This window comes from Paenibacillus sp. MAHUQ-63, from assembly GCF_028765165.1.
GTDB lineage: Bacteria > Bacillota > Bacilli > Paenibacillales > NBRC-103111 > Paenibacillus_E.
The window spans coordinates 1,202,452-1,224,593 of sequence record NZ_JARADB010000001.1; the positions used below are offsets into that span (position 1 = coordinate 1,202,452).

General features: G+C 51.7%; 20 protein-coding genes. 7 read left to right on the forward strand and 13 right to left on the reverse strand.

Features of this window, described 5'->3' with window-relative positions:
* The first annotated feature begins 3 nt into the window (after positions 1-3).
* Positions 4-2,523, forward strand: coding sequence for a beta-mannosidase (locus PUT07_RS05230; RefSeq protein ID WP_274466748.1), 2,520 nt, complete (start codon positions 4-6; stop codon positions 2,521-2,523).
* Positions 2,524-2,581: 58 nt separating this feature from the next.
* On the opposite strand, the gene PUT07_RS05235 is transcribed toward PUT07_RS05230, so the two are convergent.
* The 5 genes from PUT07_RS05235 to ilvB all read right to left on the reverse strand — a co-directional run bounded on the left by PUT07_RS05235 (position 2,582) and on the right by ilvB (position 8,939).
* Entirely contained in the window at positions 2,582-3,778 is a 1,197-nt protein-coding gene (locus PUT07_RS05235) for an aminotransferase-like domain-containing protein (protein WP_274466749.1), read from the reverse strand.
* A 98-nt stretch (positions 3,779-3,876) separates the two neighbouring features.
* Positions 3,877-5,424: a 2-isopropylmalate synthase gene (locus PUT07_RS05240; protein WP_274467470.1), complete on the reverse strand. Its 1,548-nt coding sequence runs from the start codon at positions 5,422-5,424 to the stop codon at positions 3,877-3,879.
* Positions 5,425-5,542: 118 nt separating this feature from the next.
* Complete coding sequence (gene ilvC / locus PUT07_RS05245; protein WP_274466750.1) at positions 5,543-6,535, reverse strand: ketol-acid reductoisomerase; 993 nt, start codon at positions 6,533-6,535, stop codon at positions 5,543-5,545.
* A 167-nt stretch (positions 6,536-6,702) separates the two neighbouring features.
* Complete coding sequence (gene ilvN, locus PUT07_RS05250) at positions 6,703-7,194, reverse strand: acetolactate synthase small subunit (RefSeq protein ID WP_274467472.1); 492 nt, start codon at positions 7,192-7,194, stop codon at positions 6,703-6,705.
* Positions 7,194-8,939 (reverse strand): biosynthetic-type acetolactate synthase large subunit, encoded by a 1,746-nt coding sequence (gene ilvB / locus PUT07_RS05255; RefSeq protein ID WP_274466751.1) that lies wholly within the window; start codon positions 8,937-8,939, stop codon positions 7,194-7,196. The genes ilvN and ilvB overlap by 1 nt, the downstream gene beginning before the upstream one ends.
* A gap of 515 nt (positions 8,940-9,454) precedes the next feature.
* Here ilvB and PUT07_RS05260 point away from each other — a divergent pair.
* Genes PUT07_RS05260 through PUT07_RS05270 form a run of 3 tightly spaced genes read left to right on the forward strand, consistent with a single transcriptional unit; the run spans position 9,455 to position 13,357 of the window.
* Positions 9,455-10,975, forward strand: coding sequence for a spore germination protein (locus tag PUT07_RS05260; RefSeq protein ID WP_274466752.1), 1,521 nt, complete (start codon positions 9,455-9,457; stop codon positions 10,973-10,975).
* 18 nt (positions 10,976-10,993) lie between these two features.
* Positions 10,994-12,217, forward strand: coding sequence for a Ger(x)C family spore germination protein (locus tag PUT07_RS05265; RefSeq protein WP_274466753.1), 1,224 nt, complete (start codon positions 10,994-10,996; stop codon positions 12,215-12,217).
* A gap of 24 nt (positions 12,218-12,241) precedes the next feature.
* Entirely contained in the window at positions 12,242-13,357 is a 1,116-nt protein-coding gene (locus tag PUT07_RS05270) for a GerAB/ArcD/ProY family transporter (protein WP_274466755.1), read from the forward strand.
* 239 nt (positions 13,358-13,596) lie between these two features.
* On the opposite strand, the gene rplT is transcribed toward PUT07_RS05270, so the two are convergent.
* The 5 genes from rplT to PUT07_RS05295 all read right to left on the reverse strand — a co-directional run bounded on the left by rplT (position 13,597) and on the right by PUT07_RS05295 (position 16,741).
* Positions 13,597-13,956, reverse strand: a complete 360-nt coding sequence (gene rplT / locus PUT07_RS05275; RefSeq protein ID WP_274466756.1) for a 50S ribosomal protein L20 — start codon at positions 13,954-13,956, stop codon at positions 13,597-13,599.
* Between the two features lie 46 nt (positions 13,957-14,002).
* Positions 14,003-14,203 (reverse strand): 50S ribosomal protein L35, encoded by a 201-nt coding sequence (rpmI, locus tag PUT07_RS05280; protein ID WP_274466757.1) that lies wholly within the window; start codon positions 14,201-14,203, stop codon positions 14,003-14,005.
* Positions 14,204-14,246: 43 nt separating this feature from the next.
* Complete coding sequence (gene infC, locus PUT07_RS05285; RefSeq protein ID WP_274466758.1) at positions 14,247-14,747, reverse strand: translation initiation factor IF-3; 501 nt, start codon at positions 14,745-14,747, stop codon at positions 14,247-14,249.
* A 229-nt stretch (positions 14,748-14,976) separates the two neighbouring features.
* A complete protein-coding gene (locus tag PUT07_RS05290) occupies positions 14,977-16,212 on the reverse strand; it encodes a glycosyltransferase family 2 protein (protein ID WP_274466759.1) in 1,236 nt (411 codons plus the stop codon).
* A gap of 346 nt (positions 16,213-16,558) precedes the next feature.
* Positions 16,559-16,741 carry a hypothetical protein gene (locus tag PUT07_RS05295; protein ID WP_274466760.1) on the reverse strand — a complete coding sequence of 61 codons (183 nt, stop codon included), beginning with the start codon at positions 16,739-16,741 and terminating at the stop codon, positions 16,559-16,561.
* A 274-nt stretch (positions 16,742-17,015) separates the two neighbouring features.
* Between PUT07_RS05295 and PUT07_RS05300 the strand changes: the two genes are divergently transcribed.
* The gene (locus tag PUT07_RS05300; RefSeq protein WP_274466761.1) at positions 17,016-17,543 is read left to right on the forward strand and encodes a phosphatase PAP2 family protein; all 528 of its coding nucleotides are present in this window, start codon (positions 17,016-17,018) and stop codon (positions 17,541-17,543) included.
* A gap of 4 nt (positions 17,544-17,547) precedes the next feature.
* A complete protein-coding gene (locus PUT07_RS05305; protein WP_274466762.1) occupies positions 17,548-18,681 on the forward strand; it encodes an MGDG synthase family glycosyltransferase in 1,134 nt (377 codons plus the stop codon).
* Between the two features lie 69 nt (positions 18,682-18,750).
* Here the strand turns inward: PUT07_RS05305 and trmB are convergent, their stop codons facing one another.
* The 3 genes from trmB to PUT07_RS05320 form a co-directional block, all read right to left on the reverse strand.
* Positions 18,751-19,482 carry a tRNA (guanosine(46)-N7)-methyltransferase TrmB gene (gene trmB / locus PUT07_RS05310; RefSeq protein WP_274466764.1) on the reverse strand — a complete coding sequence of 244 codons (732 nt, stop codon included), beginning with the start codon at positions 19,480-19,482 and terminating at the stop codon, positions 18,751-18,753.
* A gap of 74 nt (positions 19,483-19,556) precedes the next feature.
* A complete protein-coding gene (locus tag PUT07_RS05315) occupies positions 19,557-19,760 on the reverse strand; it encodes a hypothetical protein (protein WP_274466765.1) in 204 nt (67 codons plus the stop codon).
* 601 nt (positions 19,761-20,361) lie between these two features.
* Complete coding sequence (locus tag PUT07_RS05320) at positions 20,362-21,021, reverse strand: WGxxGxxG family protein (protein WP_274466766.1); 660 nt, start codon at positions 21,019-21,021, stop codon at positions 20,362-20,364.
* Between the two features lie 154 nt (positions 21,022-21,175).
* Here PUT07_RS05320 and PUT07_RS05325 point away from each other — a divergent pair, with 154 nt between their 5' ends.
* Complete coding sequence (locus PUT07_RS05325; RefSeq protein ID WP_274466767.1) at positions 21,176-22,135, forward strand: TIGR01212 family radical SAM protein; 960 nt, start codon at positions 21,176-21,178, stop codon at positions 22,133-22,135.
* The last annotated feature ends 7 nt before the right edge of the window (positions 22,136-22,142 follow it).

A 22,142-nucleotide genomic window follows, 5' to 3' on the forward strand; every position in this document is an offset into this window, starting at 1 on the left:
CACATGGAATTATCAGGCTTATGGAGACTTCAACAATTCGAGGTTGGCGAGGCTAAACCGCTCGAAGTAGCGGCAGCCGGACTGGACGACCGCTTCTGGATTACAGCGCAGGTACCTGGCGATGTGCATTCCGCCCTTATCGAGCGCGGGCTTATCGATAACCCTTATTTCGGACATAACGATGCGAAGAGCCGATGGATCGAGAAGAAGGAGTGGTGGTACCGCTGCGCCTTCAACTATTCGTTCGAAGCGAATCCGGGCGAGAAGCACGAACTGACGTTCGAAGGCCTCGACACCTTCGCCACGATTTATGTCAACGGTAAGGAAATCGGCACGACGAACAATATGCTCATGGGCTATACGTTCGATGTGACGCGTGTGCTTGTGGATGGCAAGAATACGATCGCCGTCAAATTCGATCCTTTATATTTGCACAACCGGGACAAAGAGCTTGTTCAATGGTCCTCCTATACGAAGGAACGGCCTTGGCTGCGCAAAGCCGCGATGAATTTCGGCTGGGATTGGGGTCCGCGCATGGTTACTGTCGGCATCTGGGGGAAGGTTCGCCTTGAACGCAAGCGCCTGGCCAAGCTGGACAGCGTGTTCGCCAGAACGGTATCGCGCTCCGAGTCCGCCGCATCGATTGCGGTCGACGTGGATGCCATCTCTTTCCGTAAGGGCATTGAGCGGGAATATGAAGTGCGCCTGCTAGCGCATGACGGCCAAGTTGCCGCCTCGGCGAGCGCGATTGAAGCAAGCGGGAGCAGGGCATCCACCCATGCCTTCACGCTCGATATTGCGAATCCCCGACTATGGTGGACGCATGATCTCGGCGAGCCGTACTTGTACGAGCTGGAGGTTCTGCTCTATGCCGACGGTGAGCTCGTAGACCGTTATAAGAAAGCCTTCGGGATTCGGACGATCGAACTCCAGCTGCAGGATGACCAAGGCAGGAACGCGTTCGCTTTCATCCTCAACGGCGTGAAGCTGTTCGCCAAAGGTGCGAACTGGATTCCTGCCGATCACTTCATCGGCAGCATTCCGGATCAGCGCTACCGGGATTTGATCGATCTCTCCGTCACGTCCCATATGAATATGCTGCGTATTTGGGCCGGCGGCATTTATGAGAAAGACGTGTTCTATGAAGAGTGCGACAAGCGCGGTGTGCTCGTTTGGCAGGATTTTGCCTTCGCGAACGCGTTATTCCCTGATTATAACCATGACTTCATGGAGAACGTACGCCGAGAAGTCGTCTACAACATCAAGCGGTTACGCAATTATACGTCCCTGGCTTTATGGTGCGGAAACAACGAAATTGACTGGCTCTACGATATGAAATCGTCCGGAGGCGACATTGACTGCCCGTTCTGGGGGGAAATCATCTATCATGAACTGATCCCGGAGGCGCTGGAGCTGCTCGATGACAGCCGCGCTTACTGGCCTTCCTCCCCATTCGGCGGCAATGACGCGAACGATCCCGATGTCGGCGACCGGCATAATTGGCAGGTGTGGCACGGTTCTGTCTATCCTCGCCAGTTCGGCGATGCACCGCTTCTGGATTACAGTATCGAAGGCGTCACGTTCAAAAATTACAAGAAAGACTTCACCCTCTTCAGCAGTGAATTCGGCATGCACGCTTCCGCGAACCGGTACACGCTGGAGAAAAATATTCCGGACGGCCAGTTTTATTGGAACAGCGTAGAAATGGCGTATCGGAACAAGGATACGAATCATCAGAAGGGCATCCTGCTTATGGAAGGCTACACCGGCATTCCGTCCGACATCGAGGCGTATATGAACTTCTCCATGCTGACCCAAGCCGAGGGCTTGAAATACGGTATCGAGCACTACCGGCGCAACAAGCACCGGACGAGCGGATCGCTCGTATGGCAGCTCAACGACAGCTGGCCGGGAACGAGCTGGTCGCTGATCGACTATGAGCTGCTGCCGAAAGCTTCTTTCTACTATGCCAAAAAGTTTTATCACCCGCTGCTGCTTTCACTCGATCACGAGCCAGGACAACCGCTTCGCGTCTGGGCGGTTAACGACACGCTGGACGTGCTGGCCGGAGATGTCGTGCTGACGGTGTTGAACTTCGCAGGCGAGGAGCTGTTCAGCCATACGTTCCCGGCTCAAGTAGCGGCGAATGCAGCCGTCATGCTCGGCAGCCTGGAAGAAGCCGATGTGCTGGGAGGCGCTTCGCCAAGCGAGGTGGTCGTTAAGCTGAGCACAACGGCATGGGCGGCGCCGGACAACCTGTTCTATCTGCGCGATCAGAAGGATCTCCAGCTGCCGCAGACCAAGCTGAGCGTTATCGTGGACGAAGCTGCGCAAACGGTGCAAATCACGGCGCAAGGCGCTCACGCCCGCATGGTGAAGATCGACGTTCCGCAGGGCAACATCCGCTTCAGCGATAACTTCATGGACTTACTGGCCGGCGAGCAAGTCACCGTGAAGATCAGCGACCCGTCGGGTAACAAAGTCGCACTCAAGGGCTTACAAGTGCGCGCAATCAATATGTAGGGTTTGGCCATAACAAAAAAGCATCGGCAAGTGATGACACTTGCCGATGCTTTTTGTGTTATACGCTTTGTAAGTAAGATTCCATCGCTTTCGCCAACCGCTGCATCCCGAGAATCGTGTTCTCGCGATCCGTATGCGTGTAGTTCAAGCGCATCGTGTTATACTGCGGATTCTCGGCATAGAACGTCGAGCCCGGTACGAAAGCCACGCCTTCCTTGACGGCGATTTTGAGCAGCTCCTCTGCGCGAATATGCTCAGGAAGCTCGACCCAGATGAACATGCCGCCCTTCGGATCTTCCCACTTCAGGCCAGGCCAGTTCAGTTCTTTCAGCAAGCCGGACATGAAAGTCATGCGGTCTTGATACTGCTCGCGGATCAACGCGATATGCGCATCCAGATCGAAGTGCTCCAACAGGTGATACAGCGTCTGCTGGTCGATCGTGCTGGAGTGCAGATCGGCCGATTGCTTGAAACGGGCAAGCTGGCGAATAATCTCTTCGTCGCCCATGACCCAGCCTGTCCGGAATGCAGGCGCTACTGTTTTGGAGAATGTGCTGGTATACACCACATTGCCGCCTTCCGCCGCACCGCCCAGCGAGAAGACGGACGGATAGGTTGCATCGCCGTCGAATTGAATCTCTCCGTACGGATCGTCCTCCAGGATCAGCACATCCGCCTCGCGGCAAATGTTCAGCAGCCCTTGGCGGCGTTCCAAGCTCCATACACGGCCTGCCGGATTCGAGAACGTCGGGATCACATAGACCAATTTCGGATTATGCTGCGCGACCTTAGCTGCCAGATCTTCCAGAATCATGCCATCGTTATCGCTCTCGACGGAAATGATTTTGGCGCCTTTGGCCTGAAAAACTTGAATCGCCGCTAGGTAGGTCGGTCTTTCCACCAGAATGATATCGCCTTCATCAATATAGACGCGGGTCAGCAGATCAATGGCTTGCTGAGAGCCCGTCGTGAGCAGCATTTGATCCGGCGTTACCTGCATGTTCTTGGCGGCCATCCGTTTGCATAAGGACTCGCGCAGCGGCTTGTACCCTTCTGTAAGGCCGTACTGCAGCGCTGACTTCCCGCCGCCTATAACGCGTTTAAACGCATCGCTCACCGCGTCCAATGGGAAAAACTCTTCGGCAGGCAGTCCGCCGGCAAAAGAAATGATCGAGCTGCCTTGAGTCAGCTTGAGAATTTCTCGTACCGCCGAGGATGAGAAACCTTCTAGCGATTTAGAAAATCGATATTTCATATATGGACGCATCCTTTCGCATTTGTAGAAAGCACCCCTCCTCTAGCTTGGAGGTGAGGTGCTTATCCTGATCGTTCCGTCATATCATGATCGGCTGATTAAATCAGCGTCACATTGCTTCTGTTGCTTGTCGGCGTCTTGCGTTTATCAATGAGCCTGTTCACAGCGTCCAAGTAAGCCTTGGCGCTTGCTTCCAGAATGTCGGTCGAAATGCCCCGTCCTTGAACGGACACATCGTTCTGCTTGAGTACGACATGCACCTCACCGAGCGCATCCTTCCCGTGGGAAACCGACTTGATGGAATAGTCGTCGAGCTCGACCTCTTCCTTCGTCGCCTTGTCGATCGCATTATAGATCGCATCGACGGAACCGTTGCCCACGGCGCTTTCCGCCACTTCGCTGCCGTCTTGGAAGCGGACATGTACGGTCGCCGTCGGTGTCATTTGGTTGCCGTACGCCACTTGCAGCGTGCCCAGCGCGAAGATTTCCGGCGTTTCGATCAGCTTCTCTTCGATCAGTGCGCGAATATCTTCGTCTTCAACCTGCTTCTTGCGGTCGGCCAAATCTTTGAACTTGCCGAACGCTACGTTCACTTGCTCTTCGGCAAGGTCGTAGCCAAGATCGATCAATTTCTCGCGGAAGGCGTGGCGGCCGGAGTGCTTGCCCATGACGAGCTTGCTTTCCTTGACACCGATGGTCTCCGGAGAAATGATCTCGTAAGTCGTTTTCTCTTTCAGCATGCCATCCTGATGAATGCCCGACTCGTGAGCGAACGCGTTCGCGCCGACGATCGCTTTGTTGCCTGGCACCACCATGCCGGTCAGCTTGCTGACCAAACGGCTGGTGCGGTAGATCTCGCTCAATACCAGCGATGTCTTCGCTTGGTAGAAGTCCTGGCGAGTTTCCAGCGCCAGCACGACTTCCTCGATCGAGGTGTTCCCTGCCCGCTCACCGATCCCGTTGATGGTGCCTTCGATTTGGTCGGCACCGTTCAGAACCGCCGCCAGCGCATTCGCCGTCGCCATGCCGAGATCGTCATGGCAATGTGCGCTCAGCTGGATTTTCTCAATGCCTGGGACCGTTTCTTTCAGCATTTTGAAAATATTGCCGTAGTCGTACGGCGTCATATAACCGACCGTATCCGGAATGTTCACTACCGAAGCCCCGGCGCGTACAGCCATTGCCGTCACTTCCGCGATGAAGTCCAGCTCCGTACGGCCCGCATCTTCGAGCGAGAACTCGATTTTGCTGAAATATTTCTTCGCATATTTGATTGCGGCTTCCGCCGTTTCCAGCACCTGGTGCTTCTCCATCTTCAGCTTATGCTTGCGATGGATCGGGGAAGTCGCCAGAAATAAATGAATGCACGGATCCTGAGCGCCCTGCAGCGCCTCACGGACCGCCTCGATGTCCGTCTCCTTCGAGCGGGACAGACCGATGACAGAGGCGTTCTTCACCGCTCTCGCCACGGCATTGACGGCCGCCAAGTCACCAGGTGATGCAGCCGGGAAGCCGGCCTCCATCCGATCGACACCCAGCTTCTCTAGTTGAAGCGCGATTTCGACCTTCTCTTGGGTGTTCAGATTCACGCCTGGCGATTGTTCTCCGTCTCTGAGTGTTGTATCAAAGATGTAGATTTTGCGCACCATGGTCACCTCCTAAATATTTACTCGTCTAAATAGTATTCACAGGGAGTGACTGGGAAATTCTCCGCAATCACTCCCTGTGGGGATGAATAACTATATGATTCAATCAAGCATTCAATTACTTTTTGATCCAGTGCATCATTTCGCGCAATTGGGAACCAACAACCTCGATTGGGTGTTGAGCTTCGTTGCGGCGAGTCGCGTTCATGAACGCGAAGTTGGATTGGTTCTCCAAGATGAAGTCGCGAGCGAATTTACCTTGTTGGATGTCAGCTAGAACAGCTTTCATCTCTTTTTTCGTTTCAGCTGTGATGATGCGAGGTCCTGTTACATAGTCACCGTACTCCGCTGTGTTGGAGATGGAACTGCGCATGGAGGAGATTCCGCCTTCATACATCATGTCAACGATCAATTTCAGCTCGTGCAAGCACTCGAAGTAAGCCATTTCAGGTGCATAACCAGCTTCAACCAATGTTTCGAAACCTGCTTTAACGAGTTCAGATGCACCGCCGCAAAGAACGGCTTGCTCACCGAACAAATCAGTTTCTGTTTCTTCACGGAAGGAAGTTTCGATAACCCCTGCGCGCGTACAGCCAATACCTTTTGCATAAGCAAGACCGATTGCTTTCGCGTTGCCAGTAGCGTCTTTCTCGATCGCGATCAAGCCAGGAACGCCGAAGCCTTCAACATAAGTACGACGTACCATGTGACCTGGGGATTTAGGAGCAACCAAGAATACATCCGTACCTTCAGGAGCTACGATTTGGCCGAAATGAATGTTGAAACCGTGGGAGAACATAAGTGCTGCGCCTTTTTTCATGTTCGGTTGAATGGACTCACGGTAAACGCGAGCTTGTGTTTCGTCCGGCATCAAGATTTGGATCACATCAGCGCGTGTAGCAGCTTCTTCTACGGTTACGACTTCGAAACCGTCGTTTTTCGCTGCGTTCCAGGAACGGCCTTCACGAAGACCGATGATAACGTTCAACCCGCTGTCACGCAAGTTTTGGGCTTGAGCGTGTCCTTGGGAACCATAACCAATAACTGCGATTGTTTTACCTTTAAGTACCGCTAAGTCTGCATCTTTTTCATAGTAAGTTGTAACTGCCATTTCGTATAAATCCTCCTTTGATATGATGAATCCGTTTTGTCTACCCCTTGAGTGGGTGTTTCAACGGTTTACCCTTTTCAAGCGCTAAAGAGTCCGCCGCTCAAAGCCCCACTCAAGGAGCCTTGCCTGCTGCTTTGTTGCTGCTTTATTTTAAAATTTCAAACTATTTATCTGACGGAACCGCGAATCATGGCTGTAGCTCCCGTACGGGAAAGCTCGCGGATGCCATAAGGACGAAGCAATTCTACCATTGCATCTATTTTATCCGAATCTCCCACAACTTGCACGATGATTGAAGAAGGTCCAATATCGACTACTGCGGCGCGGAATGTTTCTACAATTCCGAGAATTTCGGGACGCATGATCGGCTCCGCATTCACTTTAATCAGCGCGAGCTCTCTCGCTACCATCGGGTTCGAGCTCAGGTCAACGACTTTGATTACGTCGATCAGCTTGTACAGCTGCTTGGAAATTTGCTCCAGCGTGCTGTCATCCCCCGTCGTGACGATAACCATCCGGGAAAGTCCGAGTTCTTCGGACTCTCCTACGGTAATACTTTCAATATTGAAGCCGCGGCGTCCGAACAATCCGGAAACGCGCTGCAGAACACCGGGCTGATTGTTTACGAGTACGGAAATCGTATGTTTAGTTGTCGTCATCATTCCGAATCCCCCATTAACATGTCGCTAATTGTATCGCCTGCTTTAACCATCGGGAACACGTTCTCTCCTTTTGGCACGACGAAATCAATCAAGACCGGTCCAGGTGTGTCAAGCGCTTCCTGCCAAGCTTTTCTTGCTTCTTCCTTCGTCGTGGCACGCAGACCTTTGACGCCGTAAGCTTCCGCAAGTTTTACGAAATCCGGGCTGCCGGCCAAATCGATGTGGCTGTAGCGGTTATCGTAAATGATTTCCTGCCATTGGCGAACCATGCCGAGCACTTGGTTGTTGAGAATCACAATCTTCACCGGAATGTTGTGAATCGCACAGATCGCAAGCTCTTGCGCGCACATTTGAACGCCGCCGTCGCCATTGATGGATACAACCAGTTTGTCCGGGTTGCCCATTTGCGCGCCGATCGCGGAAGGGAAGCCGAAGCCCATGGTGCCAAGTCCGCCGGACGTTACCAAGGAGCGCGGGTTCTTGAATTTGTAGAACTGTGCCGCCCACATCTGATGTTGACCGACGTCCGTCGTTACGATCGCTTCGCCTTTCGTTGTCTCGCTGATCATCTCAACAACGTATTGCGGTTTCAGTTCCGTCTCGGTATCGCCGTACTTCAGCGGGAACTTCTCTTTGTTCGCTTGAACTTCGGCAATCCATGCTGCGCTCTTAGCCGGCTTGGCTTTCTGATTCGCCAGAGCCAGAACGGTCTTCACATCGCCGACGCACGGAATGTCCGTCTTCACGTTCTTGCCGATTTCCGCAGGATCCACATCGATATGAGCGATCGTTTTCACCTTAGGAGCGAAACCGTTCAAGTTCATCGTTACGCGGTCATCGAATCTCGAGCCGATGGAGATGATGAGGTCCGCATTCTGGATAGCGGTGTTCGCTGTGTAAGTTCCGTGCATCCCCGGCATACCGAGCCACAGCTCGTGCGCGCTTGGGAAGCCGCTCAGTCCGAGCAGCGTCGTTGCTACCGGAATTTGCGTCGCATTCACGAACTCGATCAATTCCTTGGATGCGTCTGCGTATACAACGCCGCCGCCTGCGATAATGACCGGACGCTCCGATTCTTCAATCGCCTTAAGCAGCTTGTCGACTTGCAGCTTGTTCGGCTGTACCGTCGGATTGTAGCCGCGGATGTTGACTTCCGTTACGGGCTTAAATATCGTTTTATGAGCGGAGACATCCTTTGGTATGTCAATGAGAACCGGACCTTTACGACCGGAGTTCGCAATATGGAACGCTTCATGAATGATGCGCGGCAGATCGTTTACGTCCCTAACCAGGTAGCTGTGCTTCGTAATCGGCATCGTAATGCCTGTAATGTCAGCTTCTTGGAAAGCGTCCGTACCAATAAAGTTCGTTGCAACGTTCCCTGTGATGACAACAAGCGGAACGGAATCCATGTAAGCCGTCGCGATCCCCGTGACGAGGTTCGTCGCCCCCGGTCCTGATGTAGCGATACATACGCCAACTTTGCCTGTGGAACGCGCGTAGCCGTCGGCAGCATGAATGGCTCCTTGCTCATGTCTTGTCAGCAGGTGGTTGAAATCGGAAAAGCCATGCATCGCATCGTAAATGTACAGAACAGCGCCGCCCGGATAGCCGAAGACGCAGTCCACACCCTCCAGCAATAAGCTTCTTAGCAGAATTTCGGAGCCTGTGATCAGGTCCGGCTTCGTCAGCTTGTCAATTAGTTCTTCCTTAGACCTCTTTGGTTCAGTTTGAACATTCATTGTGATCCTCCTCTCAAAAAATAAGTACTTGTCATACATCGTGCTTCTTTAGAGAATGAGAAAAACCCCATTCATCCCGGACACGCGTATAACGTGTTAAACGGGACGAAAGGGGTTTAAGCTTCCGTGGTACCACCCAAATTTGCTACACGCCTCACAGCACATAGCCTTAGCAGGTATGTTCGTCATGAATCATACCCTCAGCACGATAACGTGTGCTCTTCCGATTCTCCCTACTGCTTGCAGCCGAACTGCAAGTTTCAGGAAAACAGCTCCGAGGTGACTTCGTACGTAAGGGATTAAGGCGATGGTTTCAGCAAGCCCAACGCTCTCTGCGCATAAGTGCCCTTATGACTTCTTCCTCTTCATAGCCGATTCATTCGTGTAGCTCATCAGATAAGATGATTAAGGACTATTATATGCATCGCCGGAGCATTAGTCAATAGGGCTTATCGAATAAAACGCTCGAATGTGTGGGAAGATACTACCAATTCAGGAAACGAGGGCTTCTGCTGATGAAATCTTCTCTGAAACCCGCCATCCCATTATCACAGGATTTGCACGCCAACCTTTCGAAACTGCAGGAAATGCTCGGCGATTCTCCCGATATCATTATTCGCTTGCTCGATATGCAGGTAACGCAGGATCACTACTCCCTTGCGCTCATGTACATCGACGGGCTCGCGCAATCCGAATCTATTCATAAGCATCTCATCCAACCTCTCTTAAACGTCAAAGCCACGGAATCGGTCAGTGAACAATATTGCGGGATTCATGAAATTCTGCAGCAAACCATTACCGTCAGCGAGCTATTTGAGGCTAAGCATGAGCTTGAGGTGCTCAGCGCCATTCTGGAAGGCGGCACCGCCATCTTGATCGACGGCTTCGACGAAGCCTTCATCGCCTGTACGACCGGCTGGGAGAAGCGCGCAATCGAAGAACCGCAGACGCAAACAGTGATTCGCGGACCCAAGGAAAGTTTCACGGAAGATATCCGGACGAATCTGGCTTTGCTGCGCAGGAAGATCAAGTCTCCGGACCTCCGCTTTGAAAGCATGAAGATCGGTCGTCTGACCCGTACCGAAATCATCATCACCTACATCACCGGCATCGTGAATGAAAAGGTGTTGAATGAAACGCGCAGACGGCTTTCGCTTATTGATACGGACAGCATACTAGAGAGCTCTTACATTGAGGAATTTATCGAGGACAAGGGCTATACGCCTTTTCCTACCCTGCTGAACACCGAACGCCCCGATGCGGCGGCAGCGGGAATTCTGGAAGGTCAGCTGTTGATCCTTGTCGACGGTACCCCCTTCGCTTTGATGGCGCCCATCACCTTCTACAAATTCCTGCAATCCAGCGAGGACTATTACCAGCGGTATGATATAGCTTCATTCGTGCGTCTCCTTCGGTATGCTTCTTTCTTCGTCTCCATGCTGCTGCCGTCTCTCTATATCGCGATCACGACTTTTCATCAGGAGATGCTGCCCACCACCCTGCTGATTTCCCTCGCCGCCCAAAGGGAAGGAGTTCCTTTCCCTGCCCTCGTGGAAGCGTTTCTGATGGAGATTACGTTCGAGGTGCTGCGTGAGGCGGGCGTACGGATGCCGCGCGTCGTTGGCCCCGCGATCTCCATTGTAGGGGCTCTGGTGCTCGGTCAGGCGGCGGTGCAGGCCGGGCTCGTATCAGCGGCGATGGTGATCGTGGTATCTTTTACAGCGATTTCCAACTTTGTCACACCGGCGATTAATCTTGCGGTTGCGGCAAGACTGATCCGCTTCATGCTCATGATGATGGCCGGACTGCTGGGACTCTTCGGCATCTTATTCGGATGCATGTTCATTCTTATACACATGTGCTCCATTAAATCGTTCGGCGTCCCTTATATGGCGCCGGTTTCTCCGCTGATTCCGGCGAATTTGAAGGATATCTTCATCCGGCTTCCTTGGCGGAGATTACTCACAAGGCCTGAAGGACTGAGCCAAAATGTGTACCGACAGCCTCCTCCCGCCAAAACGTCAAAGAAAAAATAACACGGAGGGCCGGAAATCATGAGCTTCAAGCGCCGGGCGGTATGGACCATCATCATCGCTATCGTCATCTGCTGCTCGTGCACGGGCTGCTGGGACCGGAAAGAACTGAATAAGATCGCAATCGCTTCCGCTACCGCTATCGATTGGGTCGAAGATCACTGGCAGGTCTCCTACCAGGTCGTCATCCCTCAATCCATCTCCAATATGAGCGGAACCGGCATGCAGCAAGCGCCTGTCATGGTGTTCTCCACAACCGGAGATTCCATCCAGGAAGCCGTGCAAAGAGCTTCTCTGGAGATGCCTCGAAGAATGTTCTTCGCGCACAATCGGGCTGTGATCATTGGCGAAAGCGCCGCCCGCAAAGGGATTTCGCCGATCATTGAAGTCTACTTGCGAAGCGCCAATTCCCGGGAAACGGTCACCTTGCTCGTCAGCAGAGACAAAGGCCGCAATGTGCTGGAGCAGCTGCTGCCGCTCGAGAAGATCCCGGGCGCTGCCCTGCAGAACATGGTGCTTAACGAGGACAAAACCGACGGCAACCTGAAACAAGTGATGATCTATCAATTCGCAATGGGAATGCAGGGAGACTCCGGTTATAGTATGCTGCCCGAAGTGTATATCTCAGGAACAGGCAACGAGTCCACCTCCATCGAAAAATTAAAAAACACAAATTTCGATACGAAGCTGAAAATGGGCCGCATCGGCATTTTCCAAAAAGACAAGCTCATCGGTTGGATGACAGGGCATGAAGGCTATGGCCTCAACTGGATTAAGGGCGATATTAAGCAATCCATTCTATTTTTCGCTTGTACGAAGGACAGTAAGCAATCCCTCTCGGCTATTCGCATCAACAAAGCTTCAACCAAGGTTGTTCCTGTTTATAACCAAGGAGCATGGCTTATAAAGGCCGAGGTTAGAGCGAGCGGGAATCTGGTCGAGAACGGCTGTATGGTCGATGCTTCCAAACCGGAAGGAACCCGCAAATTGGAGGAACTCATCAGCGGTACCATCTCCGATCTGATGCAAAATTCTTTGCATAAAGCGCAAGCCATGAAAGCGGATGTTCTTGGATTCGCAGGGCTCATCCACCGGAAAGATCCCAAAGCCTGGGCGAAGTTACAGCCTGACTGGGGCGATCATTTCGCGCGAATTCAGATGGATGTCACGATTCGGGTCGAGATCGAGAACATCGGCATGAACAACAAATCGGTCAAGCAGCTTATTGAAAGCGATAATCCATAAGGCGACGGAAGAAGGGGGATCGGCATGGAACGAATCAGCAACTACCAAATAGGCGTTATGATCATTCTTTTCCAAATCGGCAGCACGCCTCTGTTCGCCATCGGCAGCAAAGCCAAGCAGGATTCCTGGATCGCCATGCTTTGCGCGGCGGTATTCGGTTTGCTTCTCTTGCGGTTGTTTCTCTATATCCAAAGCATCGCCCCTGACCAGTCGCTCATCGTTCTCCTGCGTATGTGCTTCGGCAAAATTGCCGGAGGCATTCTAAGCATCTGCTTCACCATTTACTTCGCCTACGAGTCCATGCGTAATGTGCGCGACTTCGGCGAAATTACGAGCGTAACGCTGCTCGCGCAAACGCCGAAGTTCGTCGTCATGCTGCTCGTTATGTTATTGGCCACCTATATGATTATCATGGGGATCGAGACCTTCTGCCGCGTCGTCGAAAGCTTGATACTGCCTGTGCTTATCAGTTATGGCGTACTCTCCCTGCTTATTTTCGGCTCCAGATTGATGAGTTTGGAACATATTCAGCCGGTGATGGAGAAGGGCCTCACGCCTATCCTGAAGGCGGCCTTTCCTGATTTGGTTTCCTTTCCATTCGGTCAAATGGTCGTCTTCCTGATGTTCTGGCATCTCATGGCCGACAAGAAGAAGATTAACCGAATCAGTACCATTTCTTATCTTGGGGTCGCCCTATTTCTTATTGGCATGAATATAATTAATTTGTTAGTGCTTGGCCCCTCCCTCATCGGCAACAGCACGCTGCCCTTCCTGCAAACCGTGCAGCTCATTCAGGTCGGGGATATCTTCGAGAGGCTGGATGTATTCGTCACTCTGCTGCTGTTTCTCGGCCTGTTCGTTAAATTGGCGGCTTTCTACTGGGCCGCTGCTTATGGCGTCTCTCAGCTGATGAGAGGGAACAGCAAGTATTCCGTATGCTTCGTCGGTATCGTGATTTTCATTTCTTCCTTCTTTGAGCCTAGCTATACCTTCCATGTGTGGTTGGGACTGGCGGTCAGCGTCAAGCTGTTTCCTATCTTCCAAGTGGCGCTCCCCTTCGCCATGTTCATCGCGATCCTGCTCCGCAAGCTGAAGAAGCGGCCTTCTCCCGATGAGAGCAAGGAGCTGCCGGCAACTTGATCCCGCCGTACGCGGGCAGGATGTCACCGGTAACGCCATATGACGCAGTGCGGTGTTCTATGGCGGCACTGCATGCCGGCCATGTAGGCCTGGTCGCCCGTGGGCCATACAGCAAGTCCGCCGCTAACGATTCTGTAGGAAATTTAGAATACATTCCACCTTTTTACCGCCGCAATCATGGGCAAATAAAAAAAGCTTGCCCCTCCAAGGGACAAGCTTTCTGAAGCGCGAAGCGAAGCTTACGCGTTTACTTTTGCTTTTGCAGCTGTAGCCAAATCGTTGAATGCTTTCGCATCGTTTACAGCCAAATCAGCCAAGATTTTGCGGTTGATGTCGATACCAGCCAATTTCAGGCCGTGCATCAATTTGCTGTAGCTCAAACCGTTTTGACGAGCGCCAGCGTTGATACGTGTAATCCACAGTCTGCGGAAATTACGTTTCGTTGTGCGACGGTCACGGTATGCGTACACCAAAGACTTCATAACTTGCTCTTTAGCTGTTTTAAATAAACGGTGTTTGGAACCGAAGTAACCTTTTGCCAGTTTCAAAATTTTCTTGCGACGGTGAGCGCGAATAAATCCGCCCTTGACTCTTGCCATTGTTAACTACCTCCTGGGATGTATAAATAATGTTCGAATTCAGAAATTACTTGATGTTAGCGAGTTGTTGTTTCAAACGACGTACATCGCCAGGAGCCATAACAGGGTTCGTGGACAAAACGCGTTTTGTACGAGAAGACTTACCGGATAGCAAGTGGTTCTTACCTTGTTTGTATCTCAGCACTTTGCCTGTGCCCGTAATTTTGAACCGGCCTTTCAAGCTGCTGTGTGTTTTCATTTTCGGCATGTGTTGTTCCTCCTAATTTAGTATACTCTCGCCAATGTTGTAGCTATGTTGTAGCCTTCGGCGTTAAGATCATGATCATGCTTCTTCCCTCAAGCTTAGGAGCGCGCTCCTGCGAGGAAATGTCCGCTGTTTCAGCAGCCAGACGTTCAAGCACTCTGCGACCAATCTCCGAGTGCGCGATCTCGCGCCCGCGGAATCTGACGCTGGCTTTCACTTTATCGCCGTCGCCAAGAAATTTAATCGCATTGCGAAGCTTCGTTTGGAAGTCATGCTCATCGATTGTCGCGCTTAAGCGAATCTCTTTGATATCCACAACTTTCTGGTTCTTGCGAGCTTCTTTCTCTTTCTTCTGCGTTTCGTAACGGAATTTCCCGTAATCCATGATGCGGCATACAGGCGGCTTAGCCGTCGGAGCCACATTCACCAAATCCAAGTTCGCGTCTTGTGCGATTTGCAGAGCTTCGCGAATCGGCACAATGCCGAGTTGTTCTCCGTCCGCCCCGATCAGGCGTACTTCCTTCACGCGAATTTCCTCGTTAATCATATGGTCTTTGCTAATCGTATTCCACCTCCATAAAGTATGTAACTCTCTATCGGAATGTAAAAAAGATGCGGGCGCAAAGCGGCCCACATCTTCATCAATAACAGGTTATGAACAACCTATTGAGCATTCATGATGATTCATTCAAACCAGCCAACTGCACAGTCGGTCAGGTGAGAAGCGGGCGCTTCTGCTTTTACTTGAAGTATAATATCATCTTGTAATTGAAAAGTCAACTGACTTGTTTACTTTTCATTTCGTCCAGCCGAATGACCCGCGTATGCTCGGTATGGCTCCATTGTTTGTTGTTTTGCGTGAAGAACGCATAGAACGTAATCGGCCACCAGGATATCATGAATATCGGGTACAAAATTAAATATTTATAGACGGCGCGCGGCGATTTCTCGATCATCATGGAGAACGGCAGCATCAAGAACGTCGCAAAGCTCACGGTGTTGAATAAAACCGGATTGACATCGGCCAGAATCGGCGTCTCCGACCAGCCTGGCGTGACGGATTTGATCCACAACATGACGGTAATGATCGCCCCGAAGAAAAAGTTATAAACGTTGGCGGAATAAATCGCCGCGTCGATCTTCGTCCAGCTGCCTTCACGGATCCCTTGCCACAGCAGCGGGAAGAAGTAGCGCTTGGCCACGTCGAAGTGTCCTTGCATCCAGCGCAGGCGCTGTTTGGCGGAAGCCTTGAACGTCAGCGGCTTCTCGTCGTACACAACCGCATCGTAGTTGTAAGTCGGTCTGATGCCCATTTTGATGCAGCGCATGGAGAACTCCAAGTCCTCGACAAGCGAAGTAGCTCCCCAACCAATCTGCTTCAGCAGCTTGGATTCGAAGCACATGCCTGTTCCGCCCAAATAGTTGGCCAGACCCAAGTTCGTGCGGGGCATCTGCCAGAAACGGTTGGCGAAGTAATACGAAATCGCATAGGAACCGGTAACCCAGGAATCGTTCGGGTTCTTGCTGTCCAGATAAGCTTGAATAACGCGGGAACCGGAGCAAAGATCATTGTTCATGTGAAGCAGGTAGTCCGGGCTGGCCAAGTTGTCGGCGTCGAACATCACGACGGCGTCATACTGGCGCTCGCGCTTCCAAAGCTCCTTCAGCATCCATTCGATCGCATACCCTTTCCCTCTCAGGTTCGGGTTGTGGCGTTCCATCGCATAGACACCGTGGCTGCGGGTAATCGCGGCCGTATTGTCAGTACAGTTGTCACAAATCACGAAGATGTCATACAGCTCTTTCGGATAGTCTAGCGCCTTCAGATTCTCGATCAGTGCACCGACGACCTGCTCTTCGTTATGTGCGGCGACCAAGACCGCAAACGATTTCTGCGGCGCAAATTGCTTCTTGCTTCTTGGACGGTACCACCCGAAGAACGTGAGAAAAAACTGATACGCACCTACGAGCGCCAAGCCAATCTGAAACGTAAGCACAATATTGTCAAGCATGAAGCAAAGTCCCCCTTTTTTTTATGCACACAAGCTATCTTTGTATACGCATAGTGCGCAGTTATGTACAGGTGAATTAACCGCTCTTGATTTTCCTCTCTTTCCCCTTGTTTGTCAAAGTCTGCAAAGTCCGAAAAATAGCCCGTTCTTTGAGATTTAAGGGAAAGGCGCACAAACTTTGCGGCATGTGCTTGAAATCAGAACGTTAAAGTCCTGTTTTCAACGTTTTTCATTTTATTGTGTACAAAAAGTTCACCATTTAGACGACTGTGACCCCTCGTGATGATACGGGTTTAATTATAATTCACCTGAACTGCCGCTGACAACTTTTGCCGCGCTTGCCTGATTACGGCTCTCGGACCCCCGCTGCGGCTTCCTCTTCATACCATTCGAGCCTCTTCCGTACGGAAAGTCCGTTGCCAAGCTTTTCCTCCGGATAGGGGCTGAACTGCCCGACCTTCAGCATAACGGACTTCTCGGGATCGATGCCATACGACCTAAGCACTGACTTTTGTTCGCGTGCTTTCAACCGGAAACGCCCCTCATCGACAACGATTTTAAAAAATCCCAAATTGTAAGGGTTTCCATTGTCTGCCATATAGGTACAATGGATTGGGATATCCAGCATCCGATTGGGGTAAAATGGAAAAGGAAGCCTCTTCCTTACTTTCCATGATTTCATCAAACTTGAATTTGTAAACGCGCCTAATTTCATATTTATTACTGCGTTAATCCCCTTTTAATAAAAGTTCTCTATACTTGGAACCAGCAGGTATTCTCAAACTTGAAGGAGGCTACTACTCATGAGCAAAGTCGTGAACTGGCTTCAGCATCATGAAACTCGCATGTTCCACTTTGTGAATCAACGTATCCAGCACTTCTTCCTGGACCATTTCTTCTCCCGAATCACCCACCTCGGAGGAGCTACGGCGACGATCGTCATTTCCTTATGCTTCGCATTGTTCGGGCAAGGCGTGATGCGAACCGCAGGCATTCAAGCTCTCATTGCGCTGACGCTAAGCCATATTCCGGTCGCCGTCATCAAGAAGAAATATCCGCGCCTTCGTCCTTATCTGGTACTTCCCCAAACCATTACCTACAAAAACCCGCTCACGGATCACTCCTTTCCGTCCGGGCATACGACCGCTATCTTCTCGATCATCATTCCCTTCATAGCCGCCATGCCTGTCCTTGGCGCCATTCTTCTGCCGCTCGCTTTCATCGTCGGCCTGTCCCGCATCTATCTGGGGCTGCACTATCCGTCCGATTGTATCGTCGGCTGTTTCATCGGTACGGCGGCCGCGCTCCTCACACCAGCATTATGGGGGTAAACGAATGAGAATGAATGCCTTGCACGGTAACAAACGTGTGCTCATCCTCTCCGAAGGCTTCGGAGCCGGTCATACGCAAGCAGCGTATGCACTTGCCCGCAGCCTGGAGAAACATGGTTCCACGATTGAAACACGCGTTCTGGAGTTGGGAGCCTTCCTTCACCCGACCATCGCCCCTTGGGTATTCCAAGCCTATAAGAAGACGCTCAGCGCTAGCCCCAAGCTCTATGGGCGATTGTACCGCTCCCAGTACAAGAAATCGCTGAACCGTCTTACGCAACTAGCGCTGCACCGCATCTGTTATGCGCAGACGGCGGCGATTATTCAAGGTTGGGCTCCGCATGCGATCGTGTGCACCCATCCTTTTCCCAGCGTCGTCGTTTCCCGCCTTAAGCGATCCGGCCTTAACATCCCCCTGTGCACAGTTATTACGGATTATGACGTACACGGGACTTGGGTAAGCCGCGAAGTGAATAAATATATGGTCTCAACCGAAGATGTCAAAAACAAACTGTTGGGCCGCGGCATATCGCCCGCCCAGGTTGAAATAACGGGCATTCCCGTGCATCCCGGCTTTCGCGAGGAGCACGACAAAGCCATGATCCGGCAGCAATTCCAGTTATCCGCCATGCCGACCGTACTCGTCATGGGAGGCGGCTGGGGCTTGATCGGCGGCGATTCACTGAGCGAGCATCTTGTCGCATGGCGGGACCGCATCCAGTTCATCTTCTGCTTGGGCAGCAATGCGAAAATGCTGGCGAAGCTTGCCGAAGACGAGCGCTACCGCCACCCTAATATCCGCCTTCTCGGATTTACGCAGGACATCGATAAATTAATGGAGGTTTCGGATCTGCTGGTTACGAAGCCGGGCGGCATGACGTGCTCGGAAGGACTGGCCAAATCGGTTCCTATGCTGTTCTATGATCCGATTCCCGGACAGGAAGAAGAGAATGTACACTATTTCACCCAGCAAGGCTTCGGCGAGCGCATACGCTCTGCGGATACGATCGCGAATTGGCTGACCATGCTCGCAAGCCGGTATGCCGATGTACAAGCGATCCGCCGCTCCATCGATCACCAGAGGCGAAGGATGCCGGCCGCAGATTGTTCGGAGGTCATCCTGCAATTGCTGGGCTGACGGGCGCGGGAACATCAAAGGCTCACCTTCGACTGCCGGGATGCAGCGAAGGTGAGCCTTTATGGAGTATTATTCAGCTTTGGCGTTCTTCAAGTCAGCCAGATGCGCGGCAAGCGCCTCTTGACCGATCACCACTTCGCAGCGGTGAATGTTCATGCCTTGCGAAGCGAACTTCGTCTCGTATTCCGTCATGACATGATCCGGGTGAAACCCTTCCGCATGAAGGTTCAAGGAAATGTTGCGCATCCGCAGTCCCATGTCCGCGAACGAGTTCAGCGAGAACTCGAACAATGATTGCGAGTCCGTTTTCAGATGAATTTCGCCGTTAGCGTTCAAAATTTGCTGATATTTGGCCACAAAGCCCGGATGTGTCAATCTTCTGCGGGCATGCTTCTTCTTCGGCCACGGATCGCTGAAGTTCAAATAAATGCGCTCAAGCTCTCCTTGAGCGAATGCTTCTTCAATATGCTCGATATTGAACAGCATCAGTCTCAAGTTAGGGATGCTGAGCACATCGTCCTCTTCATCCGATGTCTGGATGTCATGAGCGGCCTTCGCCTTCTCGCTCGCTTTGCGGATCAGCTCATCATACATATCGACACCGATGAAATTGATGTGCGGATATTTCTTGCTCATCTCGCTGATGAAACGCCCTTTGCCCATACCAAGCTCAGCATGAATCGGGTTGTTGTTGCCAAACAGCTCAGCCCATTTGCCTTGATGATCTTTGGCATTCAGTACAACGAGTTCCTTCTGACGTTCTATATCTTCCCGAATTCCTTTTCTTCCCCGTAACCGCATCTAGTATTTGCCTCCTACACGTACAAGCTATCGAATACAAATCATAGACCATTCGAAGGAAAAAATCAAAGGATTTACACTTCCAGCTCGTGATAAGCAATCGTTTTGGACGTTGCGGGGAACAGCTTCCGGTCCAGGGATCGGAGCACTTTGCGCTTTGCTTCTTCGGTGATGTGGGAAGAGGCGGCAAACCTCACACCGCTGCTCAGCGCCAAAGCCTCATTGATCGTCAATTCAACCGAGAGCGTATCTGTGGAAAGAGAACGAGTTATCACCATGTAGATGTACCTTCTTTCCTTTTGCTATTTTTAATGATAGTTTCGGTTAGATTCCCTTCCTTTATGAATGGCAGATTGTGTCTTGGACATGATGACAGCAAAGTGCGGGGAACAGCGGGAAGCTGCGGTGAAGCTGCGGTGAAGCTGCGGGAGAGCTGAGAAAAGCTGCGAGAAGCTGCGTGACAGCTGCGAAACGCTGCAGGAAAGCTGCGTGACAGCTGCGAAACGCTGCAGGAAAGTGCGTGACAGCTGCGAAACGCTGCAGGAAAGCTGCGTGGAATTTCAGCACCGCGGTTCTCGCGGCTATAGGATACGGCTGCTGTGTGGGCAAAAAGCAAAGCCCTTACCTGCTAACGGACACAGCGGCCGTTATTGGGCAAAAAACGTCGCATTTTTGGGGCTAACGGACACCAGGGATCTTATTTGGCCATTTTCCGCTCAAAAACAGACATGAATGGGCAAATAACGGCACTCGTGTCCGTTAGGCGTTCAGAGATGCCTTTTTCATGGAATAAGGGCCTCCCTGTCCATTAGCCGTACCTACTTTCCCAACACCAAAAACGCCCTCCATATTGGAGGACGTCTCGGTTTTCGCCGCTATTTACTTATAGCTCTCGTCTCTGCGACGGTTGCTTCCTCTCAGACCCGCAAGTCCAATCAGACCGACAAGACCCAACCAACCCCAGTCCATATGGTTCTTGTTTGCGGTAGTGGCATAGGCGCGATAAGATGAAGTATCATAATTGCCGCGATGGGTGTTGTTCGTCAAAGCCGTTCCGGTTGTACTCATCCGTTCCATCATATTGTTGCCATAGCCATTAATTTGGCCCAGGACGCCAGTGCCAGTGCCGTTGGCATTAGTACTTCTGCCTGTATACGTGTTGCCATAAGTTCCGTACGAGCCTGTTGTCGTTGTGTTTGGCGTAGCCGTTACATTCGGCGATGAGGTGACAAAAGGAGCAACGGCACCCGTGGTTCCTGTAGCACCAGTTCCCATGGTTCCCGTACCTGACGTTCTGCCGTCAATCGTCCCTGCGCCATTCATCAAGCCGGTACCGGTGCTTGTCCCCGTTGTTGCGTCATAACTGCTCCCCGTGTAACCCGATGTTGTCGTAGTCCCCGTCCCCATAGTCCCCGATGTCCCCGTATGAGTATTCATCGTCGATGTACTCATATTCGTATTCGCATACGCCCCAACTGCCCCAAAGCTCAATGCTGTCGTCAAAGCTACCGCCATTGTCAATGTACGAAACTTTTTCACTGTTGTCATTTCCCCTCTCGGCATATGTTCGTCGTGCAAAGTTATGATGCTCCGATCCGATCCGTTTTAACGGGGGAGTTGATGGAAAGGCAGGGGTCGCTTTCATGTTTGATTTTCGCTACAATAGGGGGGAAGGAAAGGAGCTTAACACTTGATGTCTACTACAATTCATGAGTCTCCTCTGCTATGGGGGGACAAACGTTTCCATACATGGAATTACGAGATGCGCGAAGTTTTCGGCGAGAAAGTATTCAAGGTTATGCTGGACGCCGGCTTCACCTGTCCGAACCGCGATGGCAATATTGCCACCGGAGGCTGTACGTTTTGCAGTGCGCGGGGGTCAGGCGATTTCGCGGGAAGCCGCCGTGACGATCTTGTGACCCAATTCAACAAGATCAGAGATCTTCAGCATCAGAAATGGCCGGAAGCCAAATACATCGGGTATTTCCAGGCTTATACGAATACGTATGCTCCCGTTGAAGAATTGCGGGAATATTATGAAGTGATTTTGCAGCAGCCCGGCGTTGTCGGCTTGTCGATCGCAACCCGTCCCGACTGCCTGCCGGACGATGTCGTCGAATATTTGGCCGAGCTGAACGAGCGTACTTACTTATGGGTCGAAATGGGTCTGCAAACCGTGCATGAATCCACTTCGACGCTCATCAACCGCGCTCATGATACGCAGTGCTATCTGGATGCCGTGGCCAAGCTGCGCAAACATAACATCCGTACCTGTGCGCACATTATTTATGGATTGCCGGGTGAGACGCACGAAATGATGTTGGATACCGGCAGAGCCGTCGCTCAAATGGACGTTCAGGGCATCAAAATTCACTTGCTTCATTTAATGCGCAAAACGCCGATGGTCAAGCAATACGAAGCAGGCTTGCTGCAATTCCTCGAAAAAGATGAATATGTGAAGCTAGTCGTCGATACGCTCGAGCTGCTGCCTCCGGAAATGATCGTGCATCGCCTTACGGGGGATGCGCCGCGCGACCTGCTGATCGGGCCGATGTGGAGTCTTAAGAAATGGGAAGTGCTCAACGCGTTCGATAAGCTTATGAAAGAAAGAAACACCTGGCAGGGCAAATATTGGCAAGGCCGGGCGAATTAAATTTTCG

What these genes read in the sequence shown, in the direction of transcription:
- PUT07_RS05315 (WP_274466765.1), bottom strand. Translation starts at nt 19,760, where the DNA reads ATGGTGATAACTCGTTCTCTTTCCACAGATACGCTCTCGGTTGAATTG.
- infC (WP_274466758.1), bottom strand. Translation starts at nt 14,747, where the DNA reads ATGATTAACGAGGAAATTCGCGTGAAGGAAGTACGCCTGATCGGGGCG.
- PUT07_RS05270 (WP_274466755.1), top strand. Translation starts at nt 12,242, where the DNA reads ATGGAACGAATCAGCAACTACCAAATAGGCGTTATGATCATTCTTTTC.
- PUT07_RS05325 (WP_274466767.1), top strand. Translation starts at nt 21,176, where the DNA reads ATGTCTACTACAATTCATGAGTCTCCTCTGCTATGGGGGGACAAACGT.
- PUT07_RS05305 (WP_274466762.1), top strand. Translation starts at nt 17,548, where the DNA reads ATGAGAATGAATGCCTTGCACGGTAACAAACGTGTGCTCATCCTCTCC.
- PUT07_RS05230 (WP_274466748.1), top strand. Translation starts at nt 4, where the DNA reads ATGGAATTATCAGGCTTATGGAGACTTCAACAATTCGAGGTTGGCGAG.
- PUT07_RS05235 (WP_274466749.1), bottom strand. Translation starts at nt 3,778, where the DNA reads ATGAAATATCGATTTTCTAAATCGCTAGAAGGTTTCTCATCCTCGGCG.
- PUT07_RS05290 (WP_274466759.1), bottom strand. Translation starts at nt 16,212, where the DNA reads ATGCTTGACAATATTGTGCTTACGTTTCAGATTGGCTTGGCGCTCGTA.
- rplT (WP_274466756.1), bottom strand. Translation starts at nt 13,956, where the DNA reads ATGGCAAGAGTCAAGGGCGGATTTATTCGCGCTCACCGTCGCAAGAAA.
- PUT07_RS05265 (WP_274466753.1), top strand. Translation starts at nt 10,994, where the DNA reads ATGAGCTTCAAGCGCCGGGCGGTATGGACCATCATCATCGCTATCGTC.
- PUT07_RS05260 (WP_274466752.1), top strand. Translation starts at nt 9,455, where the DNA reads ATGAAATCTTCTCTGAAACCCGCCATCCCATTATCACAGGATTTGCAC.
- trmB (WP_274466764.1), bottom strand. Translation starts at nt 19,482, where the DNA reads ATGCGGTTACGGGGAAGAAAAGGAATTCGGGAAGATATAGAACGTCAG.
- PUT07_RS05300 (WP_274466761.1), top strand. Translation starts at nt 17,016, where the DNA reads ATGAGCAAAGTCGTGAACTGGCTTCAGCATCATGAAACTCGCATGTTC.
- ilvC (WP_274466750.1), bottom strand. Translation starts at nt 6,535, where the DNA reads ATGGCAGTTACAACTTACTATGAAAAAGATGCAGACTTAGCGGTACTT.
- ilvN (WP_274467472.1), bottom strand. Translation starts at nt 7,194, where the DNA reads ATGACGACAACTAAACATACGATTTCCGTACTCGTAAACAATCAGCCC.
- rpmI (WP_274466757.1), bottom strand. Translation starts at nt 14,203, where the DNA reads ATGCCGAAAATGAAAACACACAGCAGCTTGAAAGGCCGGTTCAAAATT.
- ilvB (WP_274466751.1), bottom strand. Translation starts at nt 8,939, where the DNA reads ATGAATGTTCAAACTGAACCAAAGAGGTCTAAGGAAGAACTAATTGAC.